17 protein-coding genes are annotated in these 17870 nt (G+C 73.6%); 6 read left to right on the top strand and 11 right to left on the bottom strand.

What is annotated here, in order from left to right; genetic code table 11:
* Positions 1-7: 7 nt before the first annotated feature.
* Positions 8-928, bottom strand: a complete 921-nt coding sequence (locus VMV22_00735; protein ID HUY20842.1) for a tyrosine recombinase XerC — start codon at positions 926-928, stop codon at positions 8-10.
* 106 nt (positions 929-1034) lie between these two features.
* On the opposite strand from VMV22_00735, the gene VMV22_00730 reads away from it, so the two are divergent.
* The 4 genes from VMV22_00730 to VMV22_00715 all read left to right on the top strand — a co-directional run bounded on the left by VMV22_00730 (position 1035) and on the right by VMV22_00715 (position 5778).
* Positions 1035-2720, top strand: coding sequence for an ABC transporter substrate-binding protein (locus VMV22_00730; protein ID HUY20841.1), 1686 nt, complete (start codon positions 1035-1037; stop codon positions 2718-2720).
* Between the two features lie 81 nt (positions 2721-2801).
* Positions 2802-3479 (top strand): response regulator transcription factor, encoded by a 678-nt coding sequence (locus VMV22_00725; protein HUY20840.1) that lies wholly within the window; start codon positions 2802-2804, stop codon positions 3477-3479.
* Between the two features lie 125 nt (positions 3480-3604).
* A complete protein-coding gene (locus tag VMV22_00720) occupies positions 3605-5143 on the top strand; it encodes a HAMP domain-containing sensor histidine kinase (GenBank protein HUY20839.1) in 1539 nt (512 codons plus the stop codon).
* 20 nt (positions 5144-5163) lie between these two features.
* A complete protein-coding gene (locus VMV22_00715) occupies positions 5164-5778 on the top strand; it encodes a GerMN domain-containing protein (GenBank protein HUY20838.1) in 615 nt (204 codons plus the stop codon).
* Between the two features lie 37 nt (positions 5779-5815).
* Here the strand turns inward: VMV22_00715 and rsfS are convergent, their stop codons facing one another.
* Complete coding sequence (gene rsfS, locus VMV22_00710; protein ID HUY20837.1) at positions 5816-6232, bottom strand: ribosome silencing factor; 417 nt, start codon at positions 6230-6232, stop codon at positions 5816-5818.
* Positions 6233-6313: 81 nt separating this feature from the next.
* Positions 6314-6946, bottom strand: coding sequence for a nicotinate-nucleotide adenylyltransferase (gene nadD, locus VMV22_00705; GenBank protein HUY20836.1), 633 nt, complete (start codon positions 6944-6946; stop codon positions 6314-6316).
* A 39-nt stretch (positions 6947-6985) separates the two neighbouring features.
* On the opposite strand from nadD, the gene VMV22_00700 reads away from it, so the two are divergent.
* Positions 6986-8332, top strand: a complete 1347-nt coding sequence (locus VMV22_00700; protein ID HUY20835.1) for a 3-deoxy-7-phosphoheptulonate synthase class II — start codon at positions 6986-6988, stop codon at positions 8330-8332.
* A 196-nt stretch (positions 8333-8528) separates the two neighbouring features.
* Positions 8529-10115: a hypothetical protein gene (locus VMV22_00695; GenBank protein ID HUY20834.1), complete on the top strand. Its 1587-nt coding sequence runs from the start codon at positions 8529-8531 to the stop codon at positions 10113-10115.
* A 40-nt stretch (positions 10116-10155) separates the two neighbouring features.
* Here the strand turns inward: VMV22_00695 and VMV22_00690 are convergent, their stop codons facing one another.
* The 8 genes from VMV22_00690 to rplU all read right to left on the bottom strand — a co-directional run bounded on the left by VMV22_00690 (position 10156) and on the right by rplU (position 17869).
* Complete coding sequence (locus VMV22_00690) at positions 10156-10863, bottom strand: histidine phosphatase family protein (GenBank protein HUY20833.1); 708 nt, start codon at positions 10861-10863, stop codon at positions 10156-10158.
* Positions 10860-12311: a VWA domain-containing protein gene (locus VMV22_00685; protein ID HUY20832.1), complete on the bottom strand. Its 1452-nt coding sequence runs from the start codon at positions 12309-12311 to the stop codon at positions 10860-10862. The genes VMV22_00690 and VMV22_00685 overlap by 4 nt, the downstream gene beginning before the upstream one ends.
* A 10-nt stretch (positions 12312-12321) precedes the next feature.
* Positions 12322-13329, bottom strand: coding sequence for a MoxR family ATPase (locus VMV22_00680; GenBank protein HUY20831.1), 1008 nt, complete (start codon positions 13327-13329; stop codon positions 12322-12324).
* Positions 13326-14573 carry a glutamate-5-semialdehyde dehydrogenase gene (locus VMV22_00675; GenBank protein ID HUY20830.1) on the bottom strand — a complete coding sequence of 416 codons (1248 nt, stop codon included), beginning with the start codon at positions 14571-14573 and terminating at the stop codon, positions 13326-13328. Before VMV22_00675 ends, VMV22_00680 begins: the two co-directional genes overlap by 4 nt.
* 106 nt (positions 14574-14679) lie before the next feature.
* Positions 14680-15888, bottom strand: coding sequence for a glutamate 5-kinase (proB, locus tag VMV22_00670; GenBank protein ID HUY20829.1), 1209 nt, complete (start codon positions 15886-15888; stop codon positions 14680-14682).
* Positions 15885-17216 (bottom strand): GTPase ObgE, encoded by a 1332-nt coding sequence (obgE, locus tag VMV22_00665; protein HUY20828.1) that lies wholly within the window; start codon positions 17214-17216, stop codon positions 15885-15887. The genes proB and obgE overlap by 4 nt, the downstream gene beginning before the upstream one ends.
* A gap of 54 nt (positions 17217-17270) precedes the next feature.
* Positions 17271-17525 (bottom strand): 50S ribosomal protein L27, encoded by a 255-nt coding sequence (gene rpmA, locus VMV22_00660; GenBank protein ID HUY20827.1) that lies wholly within the window; start codon positions 17523-17525, stop codon positions 17271-17273.
* A 23-nt stretch (positions 17526-17548) separates the two neighbouring features.
* Positions 17549-17869 carry a 50S ribosomal protein L21 gene (gene rplU / locus VMV22_00655; protein ID HUY20826.1) on the bottom strand — a complete coding sequence of 107 codons (321 nt, stop codon included), beginning with the start codon at positions 17867-17869 and terminating at the stop codon, positions 17549-17551.
* Position 17870 lies beyond the last annotated feature (1 nt).

The raw sequence follows: 17870 nt of genomic DNA, 5'->3' as shown, positions 1-17870 counted from the left end.
CCTCCCCCTACGCTCGGGGATGGGTTGCTCCGTACACCGAGAGCAGCCGGTCCTTGCTTACATGAGTGTAGACCTGCGTGGTCTGAAGGCTGGCATGACCCAGCAGCTCCTGGACGATCCGCAGGTCCGCGCCCCCGTCGAGCAGGTGCGTGGCGAAGCTGTGGCGCAGCGCGTGGGGGTGGGTGGGCACCGGGGAGCGTCGGTCGAGCACCCGGCGGACGTCCCGGGGGCCGAGCCGCACCCCGCGGCGGTTCAGGAACACGGCGTCGGGTGGCGACAGCTCGGTGACGAGCGCCTGGCGGCCCTCGGCCAGCCACCGGCCCACGGCGTGGGCGCACCGGTCGTGCATGGGGACCCGGCGCTGGCGGCCGCCCTTGCCGAGCACGGTGACCGTCCGGGCCCGGAGGTCCACGTCGCGCCCGTCGAGGCCGCACAGCTCGGCGACCCGCAGCCCGCAGCCGTACAGGAGCTCGAGCACGGCGTCGTCGCGGGCCGTCAACGCGTCGTGGAGGGTCGGGCCCGACTGGCCCACTCCCGCCGCCACGCCGCGCTCGGGGCCGTCGGCGCCCGGGCCGTCGAGGAGGTCGTCGAGCTCGCTGCGGTCGAGCACCCGGGGCAGACGCGAGCCGCCGCCGGGGGCGGCCAGGCGCCGGGCCGGGTCGACGTCGATCGCTCCGCGCCGGCGCTGCCACGAGAAGTAGCACCGCAGCGCCGCCGCCTTGCGCGCCACCGTGGCGCGCGCGTAGCGCCGCGTGGTGAGGAATGCCAGGTAGCGGCGCAACAACCGGTGGTCGACGTCGGTCGGACGTTCGGTGCCGCCGCGCTCGGCCCAGGTCACGAACGACCGCAGGTCACCGCCATAGGCGCGCACCGTGGCCGGGGACTGCCCGCCGAGCGACCGGGAGAACGCCTCGAGGTCCCAGGCCATCGATCCACGCTACCCGTCTCGCGGCCGCTCCGACGCTATTGTCCAGCCCGGTGGAGGGCGCAACCTGGTGGCAATCCTCGAAGGCGCCCCGAAGGGGGTAGGGACCGTGCCCGACCGCATCGATCGGCGATCGTTCATCTCCCGCGGGCTGCTCGCTGCTGGTGGCGTGGCCGCAGCCGGAGGGGCGGGCAGCCTGCTGGCCGCGTGCAGTTCCGGGTCGGGAGGATCCGGGCCCACCGCCAGCGGGCCCCGCGACGGCGTGTCGACGGCCACGCCCCGCAAGGGCGGCGCCCTCACGTTCGGCGTCGAGGCCGAGGAGCAGGGGTTCGACCCCGCCACCGGCCGCTTCGACGAGACCGGCGTGCTCTACGCCCGCACGGTCTTCGACCCGCTCACGATCCTGGCCGACGACGGCACCGTCCAGCCCTACCTGGCCAAGGCGGTCACCCCCAACGCCGACTACTCGGAGTGGACGATCACGGCCCGCCCCGGGGTGATGTTCCACGACGGCACGCCGTGCGACGGCGCGGCGATCGCCGGGAGCCTCGAGCACTTCCTGAAGGGACTGCTGGGCCTGACCCTCAACACCGTGACCAACATCTCGGTCCCGTCGTCGGACACCGTCCTCATCACCCTGAAGCAGCCGTGGATCCCCTTCCCCGCCTACCTCGCCGGCGGGATCGGCGGCCAGCCCGGCTACATCGTCGCCCCGTCGATGATCGCGGATCCGAACGGCTCGCAGCGGCCCGTCGGCACCGGACCCTTCAGGTTCAAGGAATGGTCCCCCAACGACCACTTCACCGCGGTCCGCAACGAGAGCTACTGGCGGTCGGGCCTGCCCCACCTCGACTCGATCACCTACCGGCCGATCAGCGACGCCCAGCAGCGAGCCAACGCGCTGCAGGCCGGGAACATCGACATCATGCACACCGACCTGCCCGAGAGCATCCTGCAGTTCCGCGACGACGCCAGCTACGGCTACGTCGACGACTCCCAGCACATCGTGGGCGAGCCGGACATGAACTTCATCATGATCAACACCCAGGACCCGCTGATGAAGGACATCCGCGTCCGCAGGGCCATGGCGATGGCGGTGAACCCCCGGCAGTACGCCACGGTGGTGGACAAGGGCGTGAACACGCCCACCAACCAGCCCTTCGTCCCCGGGACCCCGTACTACGCCGCCGACAGCGGGTACCCGGCCTACAACCCGACCCAGGCCAAGGCCCTCGTCCAGGAGGTGGCGCGCGACATCGGCAAGCCGGTGGCCTTCACGCTGAGCTCGACCCCGTCCGCCTACGCCGTCCAGGCGGTCCAGTTCCTCCAGAACCAGCTCGAGCTCGTGGGCATGAAGGTGACGCTGACCCAGGTGCAGCAGGCCGACCAGATCAACCAGGCGCTGTCGGGGACGTTCCAGACGACGTCGTGGCGCCAGTTCGCGGCGGTGGACCCCGACCTCAACTACCTGTGGTGGAGCCCGACGGAGATCTTCGGGACGGGCCCCCAGGCGATCGCCCCCAACTTCGCCCGCAACAACGACCCGCAGATCGAGGTCCTGCTCCAGCAGGGTCGCCAGTCGACCGACCCCACCAAGCGGGCCGAGGCCTACCAGGCGATCGCCAAGCGCCTCAACCAGGACATCCCCTACATCTGGACGGACCGCACCACCTGGGCGGTGGTGGCCCGGTCGCGGGTGCAGAACTTCAACAACCCCGCGACGCCGGCCGGGGCCAAGGCGTACGGCATGATCGTGGGGACAATCTGGTCCCCACAGATCTGGCTCTCGGCCTGACCGTCGCCGGTACCGCACGGCAGGCCCGGGCGCCCCGGAAGGCGCCACCTACCGTGACCAGGCACCGATGACGAGGCGACGATGACGGGCCGCATCCTCTTGGTGGAGGACGACGAGCGCATCCGCGCCTCCATGCGCCTGGCCCTCGAGGACGAGGGGTACGAGGTCGACGAGGCGGGAGCCGGCGAGACCGGGCTGGAGCACTTCGCCCAGCAGCCTGCCGACGTGGTCCTCATCGACCTCATGCTGCCGGGGATGGACGGCTTCGAGTGCTGTCGACAGCTGCGCCGGACCAGCGCGGTGCCGGTGATCATGGTCACCGCCCGCACCGACACGCACGACGTGGTGGCGGGGCTCGAGGCCGGGGCCGACGACTACGTCACGAAGCCCTTCGTGGCCAAGGAGCTCGCCGCCCGGATCCGCGCCCTGCTGCGCCGCTCGCGGTCGGTCGACGACCCCGACGTGTTCGGGTTCGGGGACGTCGAGGTGCGGCCCGACGAGGGGACGGTGCGACGAGCCGGCGAGGAGGTCCACTGCACGCGCACCGAGTTCCGGCTCCTGTGCGAGCTCGCCGCCAACCCGGGAAAGGTGCTGAGCCGCGAGCAGCTCCTCGACCGCGTGTGGGGCTACGACTACTTCGGCGACGGCAGGCTGGTCGACGTCCACATCCGGCGGCTGCGCACCAAGATCGAGTCCGACCCCGCCAACCCCCGCCACATCCTCACGGTCCGGGGGATGGGCTACAAGCTGGCGACCTGAGAGCCGTGCGCTCCCGACACTCCCGGCACTCCCGACGCCCGCGGCGCGACGAACCTGCCGGCGACCGCCCCGAGGAACACCGCCGCGGGTGGCGGCCCTGGCCGCACCTCGGCCTGCGCTCACGGGTGACGGTCACGTTCGGGATGGGGGCGCTGGCCCTGTCGGCCACCATGGCGGGGCTCACCTACTTCACCGCCCGGCAGTACATCCTGAACGAACGGCAGTCGGCGATCCTGCGCCAGGCGTACGTGAACGCCTCGCTGGCGCGGTCGTCGCTGCGGTCGGTGAGCCCCGACGTGACGCAGCTGCTGGCGTCCCTCGACACCGTGCCGGGCTCGCGTTCGGTGCTCGAGCTGCGCGGCCAGTGGTACGCCACCTCCATCTCGGTGGGAGAGAACGCCATCCCCGCCCCGCTGCGGGCCATGGTGCTGGCCGGGCGGCCGGCCACCCAGCACTTCGTGCTCGAGAACACGCCCGAGATGGTGGTGGGGCTACCCATCCCGAGCGTCGACGCCTCCTACTTCGAGGTGTTCTCACTCGACGAGCTGAGCCGCACCCTGCGGATCCTCGCCTTGGCGCTGGCGGGAGCGGCCCTCGTCACCACGGTGGCCGGCGCCGTCATCGGCCGATGGGCGAGCGGTCGCGCCCTGCGTCCCCTGGCGCAGGTGTCCCGGGCGGCCGAGACGGTGGCGGGCGGGAGCCTCGACACGCGCCTGCTCGCCGCCGGCGACCCCGAGCTGTCGGCGCTGGCCGAGTCGTTCAACCGGATGACCGATGCGCTCCAGGAACGGATCGACCACGAGGTCCGTTTCACGTCGGACGTCAGCCACGAGCTGCGGTCCCCGCTCACCACCCTGGCGACCTCGCTGGGGGTCCTGGAGTCGCACCGCGACGAACTGCCCCCCCGCAGCCGGCACGCGCTCGACCTGCTGAGCGCCGAGCTCCGCCGGTTCCAGCGCATGGTCGACGACCTGCTCGAGATCAGCCGGGTGGACACCGGGTCGGCGGAGCTGTCCCTCGACGAGGTCGAAGTGGGGGAGCTGGCCCGTCAGGCCGCCGTCGCCGCCGGGGCCGGCGGCGTCCCCGTCGACGTGGACCCGTCGGTGTCGGGCGTCCGGCTGTGGGTCGACAAGCGCCGCATCGAGCGGGTCGTGACCAACCTGGTGGCCAACGCCGCACAACACGCCGGCGGCGTCACCCGCCTGGCGGCGGAACCCGGTGAGGACGGGGTGCGGCTCGTGGTGATCGACCGCGGCCCCGGGGTCGCCCCCGGTGAGCGCGACCGCATCTTCGAGCGCTTCTACCGCGGCCAGGCCGCCGGTCAGCGCGGGGCGAGCGACGGCACGGGCCTCGGCCTGTCCCTCGTCGCCGAGCACGTCCGCCTCCACGGCGGGCGCGTGTGGGTGGAGACCGGCGCCGGCGGCGAGAACCGGTTCGTGGTGGAGCTCCCCGCCGGGGGCGAGCATCCGGAGGGTGCGCCGGGCTCGCGGGCCGAACCCGGGACGGGAACGGGCCACTCCCCCGGCACCCAGCCCCCCGGCGCGCACTCCCCCGGCGCGCACTCCCCCGGCACCCAGCCCGCCGGCACCCAGCCCCCCGGCGCGCACTCCCCCGGCACGCGCTCGCCCCGGGGCCGTCGCCAGACACAGGCGCCGGCATCGTGACGCGCCACCGAGGATGGTGCGTGACGCTGGCCGCCGCGGCGGCGGCCCTGGGCCTGGCCGCGTGCGGCGTCCCCGTCGACACGCAACCTGCCGCGCTGGCGCGCAACCGCATCCCGTTCGGCCTTCTCGACCCGTCGGCGCCCACGACCACGGCGACGACGGAACCCTCCCCGATCGAGGTGCCGGTGCAGATCTTCCTGATCGGCCCGACCGGTCACGTGGAGCCGGTGGCGCGCGACGTGCCGGTGTCCGCACCCGACCTCGCCACCGTTCTCGGCGCACTCGTGATCGGGCCCACCGACGCCGAGGCGGCGGCCGGGCTGCAGAGCGCGTTGTCACCGCAGACCACCGTCCTGGGCGCCACCATCGCCGGGGGGATCGCCACGGTGAACCTGGGCGGCACCTTCGGCCAACTGGTCGGCCCCCCGCAGATCCAGGCGGTGGCGCAGATCGTCTTCACGGCGTCGTCTCTCCCCGGCGTGACCGGGGTCGCCTTCGAGCTGTCGGGCGCGGCGGTGGCGGTCCCGGTGGCGAGCGGCGCCCAGGTCCCGCTGGCGACCACGGCCCAGTTCGCACCGCTGGCGCCGGTGGCCCCGGGCACCTCGACCTCGGGCACCTCGGCCCCGCACGCCTGACCGTCCCCGGGCGCCCGACCGTCCGGGGGAGCCCCCCTCAATCCTCGGCGGACCGGTGGGACGCGCTCCCGGTGAACGCCATCCGGGGGGCGTCACCCCACAGGCGCTCGAGGTCGTAGTACGCACGCGCCTCGGCCAGGAAGGCGTGCACCAGGAAGTCGCCGTAGTCCATGAGGACCCACGTCAGGTCGCGCAGTCCCTCGACGGCCCGCGGGGTGCGGCCCGTCGACTCCTTCACCCGTCGCTCGACCTCCTCGACGATGGTGCGGACCTGGCGCGTGTTGGCACCGCTCGTCACGACGAAGGCGTCGGTCACACCCAGGAGGTCCCGCATGGCGAGGACCACGGTGTCCTGACCCAGCTTGGCGTCGGCGGCCCGCGCCGCCACCAGGGCAGCTTCCGGCACGTCGTCGCGCCCGTTGTCCGCCGAGGCCCGCTCGGCGGAGCCCGTCATACGGCGGGAACCGTCACGATCACCTCGGCCGACCCGGCGCGGACCAGTGGCCCACGGCAGTTCGGACGGCGGCCGGGCTCCTCATCTGGAGCCAGAGTACAGACCCAGCCGCCGAATGCAACGAATTGCGGCCTCCGGGATCAGGAAGTCGACCGATCTCCCCTCGGCCAGCCGCCGGCGCAGCTCGCTGCTCGAGATGTCGAGGGCCGGGATGCGCAGCCGCTCCACCCTCCAGCCCGGCGGGTCGGCCCCCGAGGTGACACCCCCCCGGTCGACGACCACCAGCGTGGCCGCCCGGCGCAGCTCGTCCACCCGCTGCCAGCTGTCGAGCTCGGCGGCCACGTCGGCCCCGACGATCACGAAGGGAACGGCGGTCGGGGCCTCGTCGAGCAGGGCCGAGACGGTGTCGACCGTGTAGCTCGGACCCCCCCGGTCGATCTCGACCCGGCACGCCTCGAGCCCCACGACCCCCTCGACCGCCGCCGACACGACGCGCAAGCGGTCCTCGGCCGGGGTGACCGGGCGGGTCCCGGCCTTCTGCCAGGGCACGTTGGCCACCACCAGCAGGACACGATCGAGCTCGAGCGCCTCGCGCGCCCGCATGGCCGCCACCAGGTGGCCGACATGGACCGGGTCGAAGGTGCCGCCGAACACGCCGATGCGGGCTCCGGGGGCCACCGGACCGCCCCATCCGTTGCCGGCGACCGGTTGCACGTCACGAGCGTAGGCGCCGAGCATTTACGCTGTAGCCCCATGAGCCCGGCCGAGTGGAGCCCCCAGCGCTGGCGGCAGCGCCCCGCGGCGCAGCAGCCGGCCTGGCCCGACGACGACGAGCTCGAGCGGGTCCTGAAGGAGCTCTCCTCCGTGCCCCCGCTCGTGTTCGCGGGCGAAGCCCGCCGCCTGGTGGGCCAGCTCGCCCAGGTCGCCGACGGGCGGGCGTTCCTCTTGCAGGCGGGCGACTGCGCCGAGTCGTTCGCCGAGTTCTCCGCCGACTCGATCCGGGACAAGCTGAAAGTCATCCTGCAGATGGCCGTGGTCCTGACCTACGGCGCCGGCGTCCCGGTCGTGAAGGTGGGGCGCATCGCCGGGCAGTTCGCCAAGCCCCGGTCGTCGGCCACCGAGACGATCGGGAACCTCGAGCTCGACGCCTTCCGGGGCCACATGGTCAACGACGACGCCCCCAGCGCGTCGGCGAGGGTGCCCGACCCCCGGCGGCTGGTGGCCGCGTACCACCAGTCGGCGTCGACGCTCAACCTCGTGCGCGCCTTCACCAAGGGCGGCTTCGCCGACCTGTCGCAGGTCCACCTGTGGAACCAGCAGTTCGTGGCGTCGAGCGAGGAAGGGCGCCGCTACGAGCAGATCGCCGCCGAGATCGACCGCGCCCTGCGCTTCATGGCCGCGTGCGGGATCGACCTGGCCGGAGAGGAGTCGCTGCACCAGGTCGACTTCTACACCAGTCACGACGCGCTCATCCTCGGCTACGAGGAGGCCCTGACGCGCATGGACTCGCTCACCGGCGACTGGTACGACTGCTCCGCGCACATGCTGTGGGTGGGCGAGCGCACGCGCCAGCTCGACGGCGCCCACATCGACTTCCTGTCGGGGATCCACAACCCGCTCGGGTGCAAGGTCGGCGCGTCGACGACGCCCGACGAGGTGGTGGCGCTGTGCGAGCGGCTCGATCCCGATCGCACGCCGGGGCGGCTGACCCTCATCGCGCGGATGGGCGCGTCGGCGATCAACGACGCGTTGCCGCCGCTGCTGGAGGCCGTGCGCGCCGCGGGCCATCCCGTGGTGTGGGCGTGCGACCCCATGCACGGCAACACGTTCGTGAGCGAAGGCGGCCGCAAGACGCGGCGCTTCGACGACATCCTCACGGAGCTGAAGAGCTTCTTCGCCGCGCACCACGATGCCGGCACGTGGCCCGGCGGGGTGCACCTCGAGCTCACCGGCGACGACGTCACGGAGTGTCTCGGCGGGTTCGGCGACATCCTCGAGGGCCAGCTCCACGAGCGCTACACCACCACGTGCGACCCCCGGCTCAACGCCCGCCAGGCGATCGACCTGGCCTTCCGGGTGGCCGAGCTCCTGCGCGCCTGACGGGCCGGCCCACCCCCACGACGCGAGGGCCGACGCGGCGCGTCGGTGCAGGTGGGCGAGGGTCGGCGCCGGGATCGTTGCGTTACCGGGGGCACTCCGTGAGAATGACGGGTATCCGCCGGCGCCCTCGACGCCGGCGCGCCCCCCAGGGACACGGCGCTCCCCGCCCAGCAAGGACCGCAGCAACCACCTCATCATGGCAGTCGTCGGACACCTCTTCTCGCGCCCGGGACGCTTCCTCGGCGCGCTCGGCGCGCTCGCGCTGTGCATCGCCGTGGCGCCGGCCTCCCCCGCCCCACGACCGCTGACGGGCCCGGCGCCGGCCTCCGCCCGCGGCGTGCCCGCCTACTGGACCGTGGCCAGCGACGGCGGGGTCTTCGCCTTCGGGGGCCTGCCCTTCTACGGGTCGATGGGCGGCGTCGCCCTCAATGCGCCCATGGTGGGCATCACCCCCACCGAGAGCCCGGCGGGCGCCGACGGCAAGGGCTACTGGACCGTCGCGTCGGACGGCGGGGTCTTCTCCTTCGGCAGTGCCCAGTTCCACGGGTCGATGGGCGGCGTCCGGCTGCACAGCCCGATGGTGGGGATCGTGGCGGACCCCGCCACCGGCGGCTACTGGACCGTCGCGTCGGACGGCGGGGTCTTCGCCTTCGACGCCCCCTTCCTCGGCTCCATGGGCGGGACGCGGCTCGACCAACCGGTCGTCGCCATGACGCCCACGCCTGACGGCCGCGGCTACTGGTTGTTCGCGGCGGACGGCGGCGTCTTCGCCTTCGGCGACGCCCCGTTCCTCGGCTCGATGGGCGGGATCGCGCTCGCCAAGCCCGTGGTGAGCGCGGCCGCACCCGATGCCGGCGGCTACTGGATGCTGGCGTCCGACGGCGGCGTCTTCTCGTTCGGCGACGCCGGGTACTTCGGCTCCCTCGGCGGCCACGCCCTGTCCCGCCCCCTCACCGGCATGGCCGCCGCCGACGCCGGGGGCTACTGGCTCACCGACACCAACGGCGCGGTCACCGCCTTCGGCGACGCCGGCTACTTCGGGTCGGCACCGCAGCACATCGACCGGCCCGTGGTGGCCATCGCCGACGGCCCCGGGACGGGCACGGCGGCCAACGGCGCGTTCCCGTCGGGGACCTACGGCTACGACATCTCGAAGTTCCAGGACAACTGGGCCCCGCCGACGTGCGACAACGCCCTCCCCTCGGGGCACACCATCGGCATCGTGGAGGCCACGGGCCAGGCGAACGGCGCTCCCAACCCCTGCCTGGCCCACGAGGCGGCCTGGGCGGGGGGCGGCCTCAACCTCTACATCTTCCTGACCTTCGGCACCGACCCCGCCGACCAGCCCGGGTGCAACGGCGACCTCGCCTGCAACTGGGGCTACGAGGCCGGCACCTACGCCTTCCAGTACGCCCAGGCCCAGGGCGTGAACCCGCTCGTCACGTGGTGGCTCGACGTGGAGCCGTCCAACACCAGCTGGTCGGCGAGCACCGCCGAGAACGACCAGGTCATCGCAGGCGCCTTCAACGCCCTGCGCGACCTCGGCGTCAACAACGTGGGCATCTACACGAGCCCGCTCACCTGGAACGGCATCGCCGGCGCCTACCAGCCGGCCCTGCCCCTGTGGATCGCCTGGTACACGGGCGACCCCGTCGGCAACTGCGCCACGGCGGTCGCCTACGCCACCCAGCACGGCGACCTGCTCCCCACCGGCGGTGTGTGGGTGACGCAGTACACCGACCAGGCGAACGGCCAGAGCCTCGACGGCGACTACGCCTGCTGACCCCGGCGGTGCCGCGCCCCCCGGGGCCCGCGGGTGACGCTCAGCCCGCCCGCGTGTGGAGGTGGGCGGCATCGTTGTAGCGCACCAGGCGCCACGCCTCCCCGTCGCGCTCCCACTCGGTGATCGACGTGTGCTCCGTGGGCAGCCCGAGGCGCCCCCGGTCCGGCGCCACCGGCAGGAACGCCAGCAGCGTCGACTCGATGACCCCGGCATGACAGACCACCACGACGAGCTCGCCTTTGTGCGCGTCGGCGAGGCGCGCCACCGCCCCCGAGGCGCGCGCCACGAAGGACGTCCAGCTCTCCCCGCCCGGCGCCACCACCGCGTCGGGGCGGACGTCGAAGTCGACGTCGCCGAACCGGGCGCGGTACTCGTCCCACGTGAGCCCGTCGGCCTCGCCGGGGTGCAGCTCGCACAACCCGCAGTCGGCCACGGGGGCCGCCCCGCCGCCGATGCCCGGAGCGGCGATGCCCGCCGTCTCGAGGGCGCGGGCGAGCACGCTGGCGTAGAGGGCGCCGGCGCCGGACAGCTCGCCGGTCTCGACGAGCCGGGTGCGCAGCGCCGCCGCCTGGCGGCGGCCGTCGGGTGACAGGCCGGTGCAGCCCGTGCGCCCGCCGATGACGCCGGCCACGTTGCAGGCGGCCTCACCGTGGCGGACGAGCACCACCCGGGTGCGTCCCTCGGGGGCCACGCGCACCGTCCGCAGCCCGGGGGGCACCCCGCCCCCGGGCGGGGCCTCCCCGCTCATGCCAGCTCCGTGACGAAGTGCTCGAGCTGGCGCAGGTTCCGGCACTCGAAGACGTCGTCGCAGTGCACCGCGTACTCGCCCAGGATCGAGTCGCCCGTCCCCCAGTAGGCGCGGGGCTCGGGGTTGAGCCAGAAGACGTGGCGGGCCCGGTGCCGGATCTCCTGGACGACCCAGGCCTGGGAGGCGTGGTAGTTGTTGCGGGCGTCGCCGAGCAGGAGCACGCTCGTGCGCGGCGTGATCTCCTCACCCCATCGCTCCCAGAACACCGATAGGGCATGGCCGTAGTCGGAGTGCCCGTCCACCCAGACGACATCGGCCTCCGTGTTGATCCGGTGCACCGCCTCGGCCACGTCGTCGACACCCTCGAAGAACCTGGTGACCTCGTCGATGCCGTCGATGAACACGAAGCTGCGGACCTTCGAGAACTGCGAGCTGATGGCGTGCACGAGGTGCAGCGTGAAGCGGGCGAAGGCGGCCACCGAGCCCGAGATGTCGGCGATCACCATGATGTCGGGCTTGGCCGGGCGCGGGTAGCGGAACTTCGGGTCCACCGGGACGCCGCCCGTCGAGAGCGAATGCCGCACTGTTGAGCGGAAGTCGAGCGGCCCCTTGCGGCCGTGGCGGCGCTTGCGGGCGAGGCGCACGGCCAGCTTCCGCGTGAGCGGATGGATGGCGCGGCGCAACGACGCCAGCTCGTCGCGCGTGGCGTGCATGAAATCGATCTCTTCGGGCAGCGGGGAGCGCAGGGACCGGGCGAGCGCCTCCGTGCCGCGGTCGGCCACCAGCCGGCGGCGGATCTCGTCCTCGAGCTCGCGCCGGAGGCGGTCGAGCCGCGCCTTGAACTCGTCGCGCGCCAACCGCTCCTCGAGCGGCGTCAGGTGGCCGTCGGGCGCCTCGGCGCGCGCCGTCTCCATGAGGCGCTCCAGGATCCCATCGAGGTCGAGGTTCCGCAGCGTGCGGTACAGGTAGTAGGTGCCACCGACCGGGCGTCCCGGCTCCATGCCGGCGTAGCGGGTGACGGCCTGGCGGGCGAGCGCGGCGACCTGGGAGTCGTTGGCCGACGCAAGGGCGCGGAAGAGCATCTCGGCCAACTCCTCCGCCGAGACGGGCTCCCCCCCGCCACCGCCCTGGCCGCGCCCACGGCCCTGGCCGGCGTCGGCGTCGGCGTCGGTGTCGGGGTCGGTGTCGAGGTCCCCGGTGCCGCCGTGGTCGGCGTCGATGTCGTACTGCGGGCCCCGCATGGAGAAGTAGACCTCGAAGGCGGTCTCGAACGCCTTCCAGTGCGCCGAGGACTTCACGAGGGTGGCAGCCAGCGCGTACTTGAGCGCCTCACGGTCCTCGAGCGGTATGTGGTGCACCGCTTCGGCGGCGTCGATGGACTCGGTGAGCGAGACCGGGAGCCCCGCGGCCCGCAGCTCGCCGACGAAGCCGGTCAGGACGTCGAGCACGGCGGGGCCCTCAGGCCCGCTTCTCCCCGGCGCCGGCGAGCTCCTTGGCCGCCCGCTCGAGGTCGCTTCTGTACTTGAGCAGGACGTGCAGCGTGGCGGTCGCCTGCTGGGCGTCGATCGACTCGACGCCCAGCACGACCAGCGTGCGTGCCCAGTCGAGGGTCTCGGAGACCGACGGGTACTTCTTGAGCTCGAGCGTGCGCAGCGACCGGACGATCCTCGCCACCTGGTCCGCGAGCTCCTCGGTGACGCCCGGGACGCGGGCCAGGACGATGTCGCGCTCGCGCTCGAGCGACGGGTAGTCGAGGTGCAGGTACAGACAACGGCGTTTGAGCGCCTCCGACAGCTCGCGGGTGTTGTTCGACGTCAGGAACACGAGCGGGATCTGCTCGGCGCGCACCGTCCCGAGCTCGGGGATCGAGACCTGGTACTCCGACAGCACCTCGAGCAGCAGCGCCTCGGTCTCGAGCTCGACGCGGTCGACCTCGTCGATCAGAAGGACCACGCGCTCGTGGGAGCGGATGGCCTCGAGCAACGGTCGGGTGAGGAGGAACTCCTCGGAGAAGATGTCGTCCTCGAGGTCGCGCCACGCGCCCGCCGCGGCCGGTGCGGTGCCTGCTCCGGGGGCCGACCCGGTATCGTCGACGACGCGCTGCGCCTGGATACGCAGCAGCTGCTTCTTGTAGTTCCACTCGTAGAGCGCCTTGGACTCGTCGAGGCCCTCGTAGCACTGCAGGCGGATGAGCCGGCTCCCCGTCACCCGGGCGACGGACTTGGCGAGCTCGGTCTTGCCGGTGCCCGCCGGCCCCTCCACCAGCACGGGCTTGGCCAGACGGTCGGCCAGGTGGACCACGCCCGCGATGCCGTCGTCGGCGAGGTAGCCGACCTCCGCCAGGCGCTCGCGCACCTCGGTCACCGAGGAGAACAGGGGCGGGCCGGGGTCCGGGAACCCGAGGGGGCCGGGGACCCCCGTGACGTTCTCCTCGGTCGCCGCTCCGGCCTCGCCCGCCACGCTCATGACCGCACCTGCCCGTCCCCGATCACCAGGTACTTCACACAGGTCAGCTCGCGTAGTCCCATCGGCCCGCGGGCGTGGAGCTTCTGCGTCGAGATCCCGATCTCCGATCCCAACCCGAACTCCCCCCCGTCGACGAACCGGGTCGAGGCGTTCACCACCACGGCGGCGGCGTCGACCTCGCGGCAGAACCGCTCGGCGGCACGCAGGTCCGTGGTCACGATGGCCTCCGAGTGCCCCGAGCCGTACCGGGCGATGTGGTCGATGGCGGCGCCGAGGTCGCGCACCACCGCCACCGACAGCACCGGGCCCAGGAACTCGGTGGCGAAGTCCTCCTCGGTCGCCGGCCCCATCGCCGCGACGACGGCCCGGCTGCGCTCGTCGCCGCGCAGCTCCACGCCGGCGAGCGCCTCGGCGGCGCGCGGCAGGAACTCGGCAGCCACGTCCTCGTGCACGAGGAGGGACTCCGCGGCGTTGCACACCCCGGGCCGCTGCGTCTTGGCGTTCACGACGATGGAGAGGGCCATGTCGAGATCGGCGGCGCCGTCGACGTACACGTGGCAGTTGCCGTCCCCGTCGATGACGTAGGGCACGGTGGCGTGCTCGCGGATCGACGCCACCAGCGAGTGGCCGCCGCGCGGCACCAGACAGTCGATCATGCCCTCGAGCTGCATGAACTCCACCGCGGCGTCACGGCTCGTGTCGGACACGAGCACCACGGCGTCCTCCGGGAGTCCTACCTTGGCGAGCGCGTCGCGCAGACAGCCGACGATGGCGGTGTTGGAGCGCAGGGCGCTCGACGAGCCCCGCAGCATGGTGGCGTTGCCCGCCTTCAGGCACAGCCCCGCGGCGTCACTCGTGACGTTGGGCCGGTTCTCGTAGATGATACCCACCACCCCGAGCGGGACGCGGACACGTTCGATGAGCAGGCCGTTGGGCCGCCGCCATCCCTCGACGACCTCACCCACGGGATCGCGCAGCGCGGCGATGTCGCGCAGGCTGGCCGCCATGGCCAGCACCCGGTCGCCCGTGAGGCGCAACCGGTCGAGCTGGACCTCGCTGGCCCCCTCCGCCCCGGCGCTGTCCAGGTCGGCGGCGTTGTGGCCGAGGATCTCGCGGGCGCGCCCCTCCACCAGGTCGGCCGCCACGCCCAGGGCCCCGTCCTTGGCGGCGGTGCCGGCCACGGCGAGCGCACGCGACGCCGCCTTGGCGCGGCGCCCGAGGTCGACGAGGTGCGCTCGGGCCATGCCCCAGGCTACCCCCGCCCCGCGACCGTCCCGGCCGCTCGGGGCCGCCCCGACCACCCGGCCCGTGTCCCGGACGGGCGGCAGTGGGGAGGGACGGGCGCGACCGTCAGACCAGCACCACGAGGTCGTCCCGGTGCACGACCTCGTGGGGCAGCGCCTCGGGGAGCTCCGTCGTGCGCCGGCCGGCCCACGACGCGATGCGCTCGGCGGAGTGCCGGGCGAGCCCCTTGGCGAAGACCACGCCGTCGGGCCCGGCGATCTCCACGGCGTCGTCGGCGTCGAACCGGCCCGACACCGAGACCACCCCCGCCGGAAGGAGCGACGCCTCCCGCTCGACGAGGGCGAGCCGGGCGCCCTCGTCGACCACGAGGCTGCCCGCCGCCGCCACCGCGAAGGCGATCCAGAGCTTGCGCGCCGGCAGCCGGCGCCCGCGCGGGCGGAACACGGTGCCCACGCCGGGTTCCCCGAGCACGGCGCCGCGCAGCACGCCGGGGCGGGCGGCGTCGGCGATCACCGTCTCGACGCCCGACCACGCGGCGATCTTGGCGGCCGCCAGCTTCGACGCCATCCCCCCACTGCCGACCTCGGTGCCCGGTCCACCGGCCAGCGCCTCGAGCTCCTTGTCGACTTCCACGACCTCCTCGATGAGCGATGCCTCGGCGGTGGTACGGGGGTCGGCGGTGAGCAGGCCGGCGGTGTCGGTGAGCAGCACCAGGAGGTCGGCGGCGACCAGGTGGGCGACGAGGGCGGCCAGGCGGTCGTTGTCGCCGAAGCGGATCTCGTCGTCGGAGGTGGCGTCGTTCTCGTTGACGACGGGGACCACGCCCAGCTCGAGAAGGCGCGCCAGCGTCCGGCGGGCGTGGAGGTACTGCTGGCGGTGGATGAAGTCGAGCGGCGCCAGCAGTACCTGCCCCACCGCCAGGCCGTGCCGGCCCAGGGCGTCGTCGTAGACGCGCATGAGCCGGGGCTGGCCCACCGCCGACACGGCCTGCAGGGTGGCCGGGTCGCTCGGCCGCGGCCCGCCGCCCATGGCGGACCAGCCCGCCGCGATGGCACCCGAGCTGACGAGGACGACGCTGTGGCCGAGCGCGTGCAGCGCCGCCACCTCTGCGCACAGAGCGTCGACGGCGGCGGTGTCCACGCCCCCGCCGGCGTCGGTCAACGACGACGACCCGATCTTGGCCACCACGGTGCGGGTGACGATGCCGGCCACGCCTGCTGCGCCGATCGCGTCGGCCGCGCCTGCTGCGCCGATCGGGTCGGCCGCGCCTGCTGCGCCGATCGGGTCGACGCCCGGCGCGGAGGGCCGGCTCACTGCTCGTCTCCGCCGTCGCGTCGCCGGGATCGGCGGATGGGCGCGGGCGGGGGCTTGGCCACGGCGGCGTCGACGCCTTCGTCGCGTTGGTACGTGAAGCTGAGGGCGCCGAGATGGACGACGTCCCCCTCGCGCACGCCGGCGCGCACGAGGGCGCGCTCCACTCCGAGCCGGCGCAGGCGGTGCTGGACGTAGTCGACGGCGCCGTCGTCGGTCAGATCCGACAGGGCGACGGCGCGCAGCGCGGCGCGGCCCTGCACGACGAAGGACCCGTCGTCGGCGCGGCTGACCTCGACACCCTCGGCGACAGGCCGGTGGATCACGATGGACCCGTCGGGTGCCGCCGCCGCCCCCCGGGCGTCGGTGACGGCGGCGGCGAGCAGGGCGAGCAGCTCCGGGACCCCGGCGCCGGTCACCCCCGAGACCCGGAGAGCCGGCCCGCCGACGGCACCGGGGGCGGCGTCGGCCCTCGAGCCGACGACCACGCGGGGCCGGTCGAGCAGCTCCGGGCGGAAGCGGCCCAGCTCCTCGAGCAGGATGCGCTCCTGGTCCTCCGGGGCGCGCCCGTCGGAGGCCGCCAGGTCGAGCAGCACCACGAGCACACGGGCACGCTCGGTGTGGCGAAGGAACCGGTGCCCGAGGCCCCGCCCCTCGGCGGCGCCTTCGATCAGGCCGGGGATGTCGGCCACCACGAACTCGGTCTCGTCGCCCTGTCGTCCCATCCTCACCACGCCGAGATGCGGCTCGAGCGTGGTGAACGGGTAGTCGGCGATCTTCGGCTTCGCCGCCGAGATCCGCGAGATGAGCGTGCTCTTGCCCGAGTTGGGCATGCCGACCAGCGCGACGTCGGCGAGCAGCTTCAGCTCGAGATCGAGCCAGCGCTCCTCCCCGGCCTCGCCCTGCTCGGCGAAGGCCGGCGCCCGGCGCCGGTTGGAGAGGAAACGGGCGTTGCCCCGGCCGCCCCGGCCGCCCTCGGCGGCCAGCCACCGGTCCCCCGCCGCCGCCAGGTCGGCGAGGACGGTGCCGTCGCGGGCACGCACCATGGTGCCGACGGGCACGGCGACGTCGAGGGCGGGCCCGCGGGCCCCGTGGCGCCGCTTGCCCTGCCCGTGCTGGCCGTTGGTGGCACGCCGGTGGGGGTGGTCGCGAAAGCCGAGGAGCGATGCCTGGTTGGGCGACGCCACCAGCCACACGTCACCGCCGTGACCGCCGTCGCCCCCGTCGGGGCCGCCCCGCGACACGTGCGCCTCACGGCGGAACGACACCGCGCCCGCTCCGCCGTCCCCGGCCTTCACGTGGACTTGCGCCTCGTCGACGAACCCGGGCACGGCTCCGATCCTACGGCGCAGTCCTGCCGGCCCGGCGTGCCGGGCGGCGAGGGCTCAGGACTCGGCGCGAACGCTCACGAGGCGACGGCCCTTGCGGCTGCCGAAGCTCACGACACCTCCGGCGGTCGCGAACAAGGTGTCGTCACCGCCCCGCCCGACGTTCTCGCCGGGGTGGAACTTCGTCCCGCGCTGGCGCAGGATGATGGCCCCGGCCGGGACGGTCATGCCGTCGTAGGCCTTCACGCCGAGGCGCTTGGACTTCGAGTCACGGCCGTTGCGGGTGGAGCCGCCGCCTTTGGTCTTCGACACGGGGATCTCCTCCTGGGTGCGGTCTAGCTGCCGGTCGGGACGGTGATCGACGTGATCTCGACCGTGGCGTACTGCTGGCGGTGCCCCCACCGGCGCCGGCGGCGGGCCTTGGCCTGGTACGTGAAGCCCCGGATCTTGGGGCCCAGCTCGTGGCCCACCACCCGGGCGGCCACGACGGCCCCGGCCAGCTCGGCCGGGGTGGCGAGCACCCGCTCCTCGTCGACCACCAGGACCGGGGCCAGCTCGACCTCGCTGCCCTCGGGCACCCCCAGGAGCTCCACGCGCAGCTGCTGGCCCTCGGCCACGCGCTCCTGCTTGCCTCCGCTCTGGATCACTGCGTACATA

This window comes from Acidimicrobiales bacterium, from assembly GCA_035531755.1.
In the GTDB taxonomy this organism is placed as follows: domain Bacteria; phylum Actinomycetota; class Acidimicrobiia; order Acidimicrobiales; family UBA8190; genus DATKSK01.
The sequence above is the reverse complement of the archived record's forward strand: the minus strand, read 5'-3'. Positions and strand labels throughout refer to the sequence as shown.